General features: G+C 50.2%; 13 protein-coding genes and 1 pseudogene. 12 read left to right on the top strand and 2 right to left on the bottom strand.

Annotated elements, in window-relative coordinates:
* Positions 1 to 452 precede the first annotated feature (452 nt).
* A complete protein-coding gene (locus HEN33_RS23715) occupies positions 453 to 605 on the bottom strand; it encodes a DUF1391 family protein (protein ID WP_000379610.1) in 153 nt (50 codons plus the stop codon).
* Positions 606 to 923: 318 nt separating this feature from the next.
* Positions 924 to 1,400 carry a DNA-binding transcriptional repressor RacR gene (gene racR / locus HEN33_RS23710; protein WP_176263684.1) on the bottom strand — a complete coding sequence of 159 codons (477 nt, stop codon included), beginning with the start codon at positions 1,398 to 1,400 and terminating at the stop codon, positions 924 to 926.
* Positions 1,401 to 1,524: 124 nt separating this feature from the next.
* On the opposite strand from racR, the gene HEN33_RS23705 reads away from it, so the two are divergent.
* The 12 genes and pseudogenes from HEN33_RS23705 to HEN33_RS23650 all read left to right on the top strand — a co-directional run.
* Positions 1,525 to 1,848 (top strand): helix-turn-helix domain-containing protein, encoded by a 324-nt coding sequence (locus HEN33_RS23705; RefSeq protein WP_000711018.1) that lies wholly within the window; start codon positions 1,525 to 1,527, stop codon positions 1,846 to 1,848.
* Entirely contained in the window at positions 1,832 to 2,257 is a 426-nt protein-coding gene (locus HEN33_RS23700) for a toxin YdaT family protein (protein ID WP_000693915.1), read from the top strand. Before HEN33_RS23705 ends, HEN33_RS23700 begins: the two co-directional genes overlap by 17 nt.
* Positions 2,258 to 2,325: 68 nt before the next feature.
* Positions 2,326 to 3,357 carry a DnaT-like ssDNA-binding domain-containing protein gene (locus tag HEN33_RS23695; RefSeq protein ID WP_176263685.1) on the top strand — a complete coding sequence of 344 codons (1,032 nt, stop codon included), beginning with the start codon at positions 2,326 to 2,328 and terminating at the stop codon, positions 3,355 to 3,357.
* Positions 3,350 to 3,811 (top strand): replication protein P, encoded by a 462-nt coding sequence (locus HEN33_RS23690; RefSeq protein ID WP_000139462.1) that lies wholly within the window; start codon positions 3,350 to 3,352, stop codon positions 3,809 to 3,811. The genes HEN33_RS23695 and HEN33_RS23690 overlap by 8 nt, the downstream gene beginning before the upstream one ends.
* Before the next feature lie 33 nt (positions 3,812 to 3,844).
* Positions 3,845 to 4,561 (top strand): DUF1627 domain-containing protein, encoded by a 717-nt coding sequence (locus HEN33_RS23685; RefSeq protein WP_000451011.1) that lies wholly within the window; start codon positions 3,845 to 3,847, stop codon positions 4,559 to 4,561.
* Positions 4,558 to 4,875 carry a DNA-binding protein gene (locus HEN33_RS23680; RefSeq protein ID WP_342367208.1) on the top strand — a complete coding sequence of 106 codons (318 nt, stop codon included), beginning with the start codon at positions 4,558 to 4,560 and terminating at the stop codon, positions 4,873 to 4,875. Before HEN33_RS23685 ends, HEN33_RS23680 begins: the two co-directional genes overlap by 4 nt.
* Positions 4,872 to 5,174 (top strand): DUF4406 domain-containing protein, encoded by a 303-nt coding sequence (locus HEN33_RS23675; RefSeq protein WP_096857751.1) that lies wholly within the window; start codon positions 4,872 to 4,874, stop codon positions 5,172 to 5,174. The genes HEN33_RS23680 and HEN33_RS23675 overlap by 4 nt, the downstream gene beginning before the upstream one ends.
* Positions 5,164 to 5,481, top strand: coding sequence for a DUF4752 family protein (locus HEN33_RS23670; RefSeq protein ID WP_096857752.1), 318 nt, complete (start codon positions 5,164 to 5,166; stop codon positions 5,479 to 5,481). The genes HEN33_RS23675 and HEN33_RS23670 overlap by 11 nt, the downstream gene beginning before the upstream one ends.
* On the top strand, positions 5,435 to 5,752 hold the full coding sequence (locus HEN33_RS23665) for a hypothetical protein (protein ID WP_176263686.1): 318 nt from the start codon (positions 5,435 to 5,437) through the stop codon (positions 5,750 to 5,752). Before HEN33_RS23670 ends, HEN33_RS23665 begins: the two co-directional genes overlap by 47 nt.
* Positions 5,739 to 6,176, top strand: a complete 438-nt coding sequence (locus HEN33_RS23660; protein ID WP_176263687.1) for an ead/Ea22-like family protein — start codon at positions 5,739 to 5,741, stop codon at positions 6,174 to 6,176. The genes HEN33_RS23665 and HEN33_RS23660 overlap by 14 nt, the downstream gene beginning before the upstream one ends.
* Before the next feature lies 1 nt (position 6,177).
* Complete coding sequence (locus tag HEN33_RS23655; RefSeq protein WP_001014296.1) at positions 6,178 to 6,369, top strand: hypothetical protein; 192 nt, start codon at positions 6,178 to 6,180, stop codon at positions 6,367 to 6,369.
* 2 nt (positions 6,370 to 6,371) lie between these two features.
* Positions 6,372 to 6,738, top strand: a pseudogene (locus HEN33_RS23650) (DUF551 domain-containing protein); the annotation flags it as partial.

Raw genomic sequence — 6,738 nt, 5'->3', positions numbered from 1 at the left:
TGATGCAGTGCCTGGTGCCTCCAGGTGACGTTAACCAGTTAACAATTAACGCCGGGTTAGTTGATGCTTGTTACGCCAGTAAAATACCGCCTTACTGCTTTAACTGTTCCGCGTGCGCATAGCCGCATTCACCGCATCACAAAATTCACTTTAAAAAGGGCGGATATCCATTTCCGCCGAATCACCAGAAAAGTGATAACAGAGGTTGTTGTGCGAAGTTGTCACTTAAGCGTATGGTCAACCTGACAACCCGGTGTCCTCAATGGGGGAAGGAATAAACCCGCCATACTTACCGCCGCGCCATTTCGCGGATTGCCACAACCAGAAGCGCACGGTCGAAGAAATTTAACGACAAGACTTATATGCAAAGGGATCTCGCCGTGCGCTTTCGTGTTATGCCCTGACTTTTCAGGGTAAATTAACCTGTGGAAACCTGTTTTTACTGGCGCTAATCAGTTAGCGTTTCTGGCTAACCAGCGATGCGCGGCAGCTTCGGTTTTAAACGTTTTACTTTTGGTATACGTCATCGCGGTAAACGTGCCGTCCTGATTGGGAAACACGCCACATACCAGAGATTCGTTGTTGCCAAGCTCGATAGTATCCATGCTGACCTCATTTCCCCTTAACGCTGGGGTAGCGGAACTAAAAACCTGCTGCGCTGTTATACAAAGTGTTCCCGCCGTCATGTTCATACGCCTCGGGCTGGCTACTTAATCCCTGACCACTGCCGGGTAACTCTAGGTATTGCCCTGTATTGTGTGGGACGGGATGGGTTGGTATGGGAAAACTATAGGAAATGCCTAATTGCTTGTCAATAGGCTATGCCTAATGATTTGGGTGCGACCTAATAGGTGATGGTTTGTGGGAGAGGTAGTAGGAGTTAACTAACGGGAACTAGGAATTTCCCGTCGGACCATATAAGTTTAAGTTCCTGTCTTGGTGATGTTCTGGCTTTTCCGTTTTGATTCTTGATTTCTCAGATAGTTAGCTACCTTCATTTCCATTGCGGCAATGTAGGCGCGAACGTCATGATCAACCCAACTAGGCTCCGTAGCATTTCCAGATAAGAGGAAAGCCACAATTGCTCTTTTTTCATCAGAGGCGGCTTGATAAAGGCTGTTTATGTCTAAAAGTTCACTTTTTGTATCTGAAGTGGATGGGGTTGGTATGGGGTATTCGTTAAGCCCCCAATGCTCTGGACCAACCACATCAGAAAAGAAACGCCATAGTTCTGGAAGTTTGTCTTTACTTATCGAACCTTTCTTAATCCAGTCATGGATTGATGGTGGTTGGACTTTGAAATGACGTGCGATTTCCGCCTTTGATTTGACGGCTCCTGATGCAATTTTTTTGTTAATGGCCTGCTCTATCGCTCGGCCTAAGTCTTTACCACTAAGCATTGCTTAATAGTCTCCTATGCGCATCGCGTTAGGCAATCCCTACTCTCGAAGTGTTAGGCATAGCCTATTGACAATCGCATTAGGCTAAGCCTAATATTATTGTGTGTTTTTTGGAGTTCATTCGATGAAAAAAGATAACTATTCATTCAAACGAGCTTGTGCTGTTGTCGGTGGGCAATCAGCAATGGCTAGGCTTTTAGGTGTATCTCCTCCAAGCGTAAATCAATGGATCAAAGGTGTACGTCAGTTGCCTGCTGAGAGATGTCCTGCGATTGAACGAGCAACAAAAGGTGGTGTCCTGTGTGAAGAACTTCGTCCTGATGTTGATTGGACATACTTACGACGCTCGTCATGTTATTCGCAGAATATGTCGATGAAGCAGCCAAATGACGAAAACGATCATACCCGAAGCATCAAGAGGCAAATGATTCATGAAAATCAAACATGAGCACATCCGCATGGCGATGAATGCCTGGGCATATCCTGATGGTGAGAAAGTTCCTGCAGCTGAAATAGCCCGGACTTATTTCGAACTGGGGATGACGTTCCCGGAACTGTACGACGACAGCCATCCGGAAGCCCTGGCTCGTAATACCCAGAAAATTTTCCGTTGGCTGGATAAAGACACCCCTGATGCTGTTGAAAAAATGCAGGCTCTGTTACCGGCGATCGAAAAGGCAATGCCGCCTCTGCTGGTGGCCCGTATGCGCAGTCACAGCTCTGAATATTACCGTGAGATCGTCGAACGGAGGGATCGGCTGGTGAAAGATGTGGATGATTTTGTCGCAGCGGCGATCGCCTGGGGCACCCTGACTAACAGTGGGGGTCAGCCTGGTAATGCTGTTGTCGTGCATTGACCAACAATATTCATGCCGGATTTCTTCTGGATGTTCGAGGGTAAAGTTCGGTATCAGATGAGGTGAGTATGGCTAATGCCTGGCTCAGATTGTGGCATGACATGCCAAATGATCCCAAATGGCGAACCATTGCCAGGGTCTCAGGACAGCCAATCGCAACAGTGATGGCGGTGTATATCCACCTTCTGGTGAGTGCGTCACGAAATGTCACGAAATGTCACGGCGTGTCACTACGTGGTCACATTGATGTCACGACGGAAGATTTAGCAAGTGCGCTTGATGTGACGGAAGACGTGATTGATTCAATTTTGCATGCAATGCAGGGGCGAGTTCTGGATGGCGATCTTATTTCCGGATGGGAAAAACGCCAGGTGATGAAGGAGGATAACGGTAATGTTTCGCAAACCGCAAAATCCCCGGCAGAGCGCAAGAGAGCGCAGCGGGAGCGGGAAAGACTGCGGGAGCAGAACACTGATTGTCACGATGAGTCACGACGCGTCACGCATATGTCACGACAAGTCACGACAGATACAGATAAAGAATTAAACCCCACACATAACGCGCGCATGCGCGAGAGTGCTCCAGCCAGTGAGTCGAATGGCGCGCCGTTGCAGACAGCAGAACCTGAATACCCGGATGGCCTGAGCGAACCGATCGGGAAATTTCCGATGACTGGTGTCTGGCAGCCGTCGCTGGATTTTCGACAGCGGGCTGCATTGTGGGGTATGGCTCTGCCTGAGCCTGAGTTTACACCTGCTGAGCTTGCCGCATTCCGGGATTACTGGATGGCGGAGGGGAAGGTTTTCACGCAGGTTCAGTGGGAGCAGAAATTTGCCCGTCACGTGCAGCACGTCAGGGCACAGGTAAAACCAGTCAGCAAGGGGGGAAGCCATGCAGCACCAGGTGGCACCGCATCACGGGCAGTTCAGGAAATTCGGGCAGCACGTGAACAGTGGGAACGTGAAAACGGATTTATCAGCAACGGAAACGGCCTGGAAGCTGTGGGAACTTATGGGGGAGGTGTATTCGAACCGCTGGACCCAGAAGAACGGGGCTGCGCCGTCGAAGCTCTGGATTGCTCAGATTGGCGCGATGACTGAACAGCAAATCCGGCAGGTCTGCCGTCAGTGCATGGACCGCTGCCGGGCGGGTGAAACGTGGCCTCCGGATCTGGCTGAGTTTGTGGCGTTGATTTCGGAGAGCGGGGCAAATCCATTTGGCCTGACGGTGGATGCCGTGATGGAGGAGTACCGTCGCTGGAGGAATGAATCCTGGCGGTACGACGGGAGTGATAAATACCCGTGGCCACAGCCGGTGCTGTACCACATTTGCCTCGAGATGCGTGACAGAGGGATTGAGCGGCAGATGACGGAAGGTGAGTTAAAACGACTTGCAGAACGGCAACTGACGAAATGGGCAAAGCAAGTTGGTAACGGGATGAGTATTCCCCCGATCCGGAGACAACTCGCATCGCCGAAGTGCCCGCAAGGGCCAACGCCAATTGAATTACTGAAACAGGAATACGAGCGCCGGAAGGCGGCTGGTTTTGTTTGAATCTGAGAAACGATTTTGTCGGAGGAAATTTTAATGGAAACCGTATCTGACGCACTGAAAGCACTGAAAAGAGCCTCTTCACATGTGGTGGCAGCTCGCCTTGGAATCAGTCGTGAAGAGGCTGTCAACGAACTGTGGAAACTGAAACGCCGTGGAGAAGCGGATAACAAGGGGGCGATATGGTGGCTGACTCAGGCTGGTGAAAGTGAACCGGTGTCACCGGTACCGAAAGTGACGGCGCAAATGCTGACAGAGGCGATTGAACAACATGGCCCACAAACGGCGGATGAACTGGCATTGATGTTCGGAATTACCTCCCGCCGGGCGAATTCATCGCTGGCAATGGCAATCAGCAAAGGGTGTCTGATTCGCGTGAATCAGGATGGTAAATTTCGTTACTGCATACCGGGCGTTGATTTACCGGCAGAGCCGAAAGCAGCATCCGTAGCTGAAACGGAGGGTAAAGCCCTTCCTCAGCCAGCTGGTGTTGCGTTACCAGTCCAGGAAACGGCTGCACAGGAAGAAATTAAAACAGAAGCGGTGGAGGACATTGTGAAGTTGCAGCAATCGTTCACTGAAGCGAAAGCAGATGACCTGATTCTACCATCGCTGCATGTGGCTAACCGCGAGCTGCGCCGGGCGAAAAGTGATGTTCAGAAGTGGGAGCGAGTCTGTGCTGCGCTACGGGAACTGAACAAACACAGGGATATTCTCCGGGATATTACCGCCACCAGAGAGCAGCAGCGGTGAGTGGCTGGAAGAAGTGGCGCTGGGCTGAAATCCTGATACTCCGGCAGTGTGCGGGAACGATGAGAGTCGAAAGCATCGGTTATCTGATTGGCCGTAGTGAGTCAGCCGTCAGGACGAAAGCGCGGGAACTGGGTATCAGCATGATGTTACGGGGTGATTATCACCAGTCAGCCAAATGTTCACAGCGTGATATTGAGCTGGCGCGGCAACTGCATCAGCGTGGTGTACCCCGACGGGAAATTGCCGAAAAGTTTGGGATGAAGTTGGGCGCAGTGAATAACTACGTTTATTTCGACAGGAGGATTCAGGAGTGAGGGTGAGGGTTTATATCGCCGGTCCGATGACGGGATATGAAAATTTTAACCGCGAGGCATTTCACAAAGCGGAAGAGGTGCTGAAACGGGAAGGGCATACCGTTTTAAACCCGGCAGTACTTCCGGACGGGCTGACTCAGCCACACTACATGGATATTTGCATGGCAATGCTCCGTTGCGTGGATGCGGTTTACATGCTGAAAGGCTGGCAGCAGTCGGCAGGTGCAAGGGCTGAGCTGGCACTGGAGGAGAAACCGGGCCATGCGGTGATTTTTCAGGAGGTGGGCAGTGAATATTGACCCGGCGATAACGATTGATATGGCCCTGAACACCGGCCTGGCACTTCTTGGTTATTTCTACATTATGTTCTGCAGCGGACGATGGCTGTCACTGTTGTTCATGAAAAAATGGAATAAACGCCGTAAGCAGGAGCAACGCCAGAAGGCAATGGATGCATTTTTCGAAGCCTTCGGAATTGACGGCATGGAACCAGGGGATCCAGCTCGCGCAATCAGCAGAGGGGGTGTAGTAATCCTTGTATATCGGAGTGAAGAGAAAAATGACGATCACAAAACAACGTGTAGAAGAAATCATATCCCGCATTGAAATGTATGGACATGGTGCAGGGTATATCGCAGACGAGGTTAATGATCTGGCTATACTGGCGCTGAATTTATCAAATATCGCGAACCTGAAGCGATACGAGCTTGATATGGGAGGTTGCGACTCGTGCGGTCAGGATTGTGGCGCTGATATGACTGAAGATCCTGATGGTGATTATGTCCTGTTTGATGACGTGGTTAAGTTGTTTGAATTTGATACAACCACTCAAAAGTTAGAAATCCCGGCAAAGGAGGCAGCCAGTGAGCAAGATTGACTATCAGGCACTGCGTGAGGCAGCACAAAACTATCAATCGACGCTGGCGTGGTATCAGGCTACCCCGGACAGCCCAAATGCTGAACGGGATTGTGATGCGGCTCTTGCTGCGTTTAAGCGTCACATCCGTCATCGGGAAGCGGATATTATCGCTGATTTGCTGGATGGACTGGAAGAAGCAAAATCACAACTCAACGAGCAGCGTGAGTATTACGAAGGCGTTATCTCTGATGGGAGCAAGCGTATTGCTGAACTGGAAGCGCGGGAAGTTCAATTACCGACTCGCTACGACCTTCGATATGGACACCCGATAAATGCAGATGAGCGACATGTCATGATACCTAAAGAAAATGGCAGGTGGCTTTACCTGATTGACCTAGAACACGCATTACGCGTCGCTGGCATTCGCATCAAAGGAGAGTGAGATGAACGGACAAATATCAATTGTTCGACCAGGAGCATGTGACGATCGCGAAATACGAATGATTATTCGTCTGGCGATGGGGAAAACAATAACTGCTCTCATTACTCCAGAAAATCTCGCATTAGCATTAACAGGAAAGTCAGACATGCCAGTAGAGCTAAAGCTGCGAAATGTTGAGATTAAGGTGAAATAGCTATGACCACTATTACCAAAGATCGACTGCTGACAATCCAGCATTGGCGCGAAACATACGGACCGGGTAGCAACGTTGTGCTTCCAGCAGAAGAAGCGGAAGAGCTGGCACGGATTGCGCTGGTATCACTGGCAGCAGTATCGGATGAACGAGCAGCCTATGAATTATTTATGGAGAAGCGTTTCGGAGAATTTGTAGATCGCTGCAGAGCAAAAAATGGCGATAGAGATTACATGGTATGGGATATGGCGCTTGGCTGGATTATCTGGTGTCACCGCGCCGCCATGCTTCAGGCTGGAAACTTTCGGGAAAATAAGGGGTCGTCAACCAATAATTTTCGGGAAATCTCGGAAACGTCAACCAACTATC

Origin of the sequence: Escherichia sp. 94.0001 (assembly GCF_013369155.2) — a bacterium.
In the GTDB taxonomy this organism is placed as follows: domain Bacteria; phylum Pseudomonadota; class Gammaproteobacteria; order Enterobacterales; family Enterobacteriaceae; genus Escherichia; species Escherichia coli_F.
Note: the sequence above shows the minus strand (reverse complement) of the source record. Positions and strands in the feature narration are given on the sequence as shown.